Genomic DNA, 2,039 nt, shown 5'->3' with positions numbered 1-2,039 from the left:
GTGTGCGCGCCGGTGCCGTCGTACACCGTCGTACGGTTACCACCCGCCGGGACATGGAAGTCACCGCCGACCCGGGTGACCGCGCCCTGGAGCCGGCCGGCGCCGTCGACCCGGACCGGGGCGCCGGTCCGGGTGTTCGGCACGTGCACCAGGTCGCCGGTGCCCTGGAGGGCGATGACGTGGTGGGTCTGACCGCCGTCGGGGCCGACCACGATGTGGCGGTTGCCGTGGTCGATGCGGAAGGCGTTGCCCGGCTGCGGGGTCACCGTGGCGTTGGCGATCCGGACCCCGCTCGCGTCGACCAGTTGCTGGGAGGTGCGGTGGATGTAGCCGCCGCCCTGGACGGTGAGCGCCTGGTGGGTGAAGCTGCCGTTCGTGGTGTGGACGTCGACGACTCCAGCCGGGGTCTGCTGCGTACGGACGTGGTACACGCCTCCCACCGAGGTGACCGAGGAGCCGGGGCGCGGGACGGCGGACGCGTCGGTGAGCTGGAAGCCCGTGCCGCCCGGCGCGGGGATCACGTAGGCGTTGGTACCGATGCCGCCGTTGGTCAGCTGTGTTCCGGCGCGGCCCGGCCGACCGGTCGCCGGGTCGTACAGCTGAAAGCCGCCGCTGGTCGGGAGGTTGAGTTCGCCGCCCGCGTACCGCGCCTGCCCGGACGGCAGCTGGTTGCCGGACACATGCCGTACGGCGTTGGCGCCCAGCAGGTCGATGCCGACCGTGGTCCCCTGGTGCGGGCCGCCCGCCAGGGTGATCAGGCGCTCGTCGCGGACCGGGGTGAGCGTGCCGGCGTTGAGCGTCAGGTCGAGCTGCCGGACCTCGACCGCGCTCACGGCGTGGTCGACACGCAGCAGGTCGGCACCGTTCGGGCCGGCGCCGGGGAGATGCCGGGTGGTGATCGCGGGCCCGCCCCGGCCCGGGACCGGACCGACCCCGGTGATCTGACCGGGCGTGGCGCCGAACCGCACCTGGATCTGGGCGTTGTTCACGCCCGGCACGTTCAGGGTGGCGGGCGGGACGGTGTTCGTGGGAGCGGGAGCAGGAACAGGCGGAACGACGTTCGCCGGAGCGGGAGCAGGGACAGGCGGGACGGTGTTCGTGGGAGCGGGAGCAGGGACGGGCGGGACGACGTTCGCCGGAGCGGGAGCGGGGACGGGCGGGACGACGTTCGCCGGAGCGGGGACGGGCGGGTTGGAGGGGCCGGCGACGACGGTGCTGGTGAGGCCCGGGTTCGTGGGCGGCATCGGCCCCAGCACGTGGGACTGGCCCAGGGTGCCCGGCGCGAAGTGCTGTCTGCTGCCGATCTGCGCCCAGTTGTTCGCGGCGTTCAGGGCGTAGGTCCACTGGTCCGTGCCGCCGTTGTTCGGCAGGGCGTACTGGACGCGGAGGACGTGCGCGCCGTTGTCGAGGTCGTGCCAGGCGGTGACGCCTCGCATGCCGCCCGTGTTGACGGTGACGCTCGTGCCGTGCGGACCCGTTCCCGGGGTGACGCGCACGCTGACGCCGGGCAGTGAGGCGTCGAGGTTGGTGAACGTGTGGAGGAAGTTGAGCTGCTGACCGGACATCATCCGGACCTCGATGGTCCGGGGCACCAGCGCGGTCAGGTCCACGCGGCCCACGTTCGGCAGGTCCACGATGACGGCGCCGTTTCCGGGGCCGCTCAGGCCGCCGCTGTTGGCGGGGGTGGGTGTGGGAGTCGGGGTGACGTGGGAGACGGGGGTGGCGTTCAGGTCGCCGGCCGTGGTGTGCGGACGGCCCGTGCCGACGGCGTCGGCCTGGACCGGGTTCACCGCCGGGGCGTCGACGTGGGTGGCGGCCGGCCCGGTGACACCCGCCGTGGGCACGTCGACCCGGGCGGCGTCGACCTGCCCGGCGTGCACCCCGCCGGAGTTGACGGACGGGACGTCCACCCGGGCGCTGTCGATGTCGACGCCGTTCAACCCACCGGCGCCGGCGGAGGGGACATCCACCCGCGCCACATTCACATTGACGCCGTTCAACCCACCAGCACCAGCAGAAGGGACATCCACCCGCGCCAC

At 73.5% G+C, this 2,039-nt stretch carries 1 pseudogene; it reads right to left on the bottom strand.

From position 1 onward, the window contains the following. Positions 1-1,970: pseudogene (locus tag GFH49_RS39335) on the bottom strand (hypothetical protein); the annotation flags it as partial. Positions 1,971-2,039 lie beyond the last annotated feature (69 nt).

This window comes from Streptomyces blattellae, from assembly GCF_009709555.1.
In the GTDB taxonomy this organism is placed as follows: Bacteria; Actinomycetota; Actinomycetes; order Streptomycetales; family Streptomycetaceae; genus Streptomyces; species Streptomyces blattellae.
Note: the sequence above shows the minus strand (reverse complement) of the source record. Positions and strands in the feature narration are given on the sequence as shown.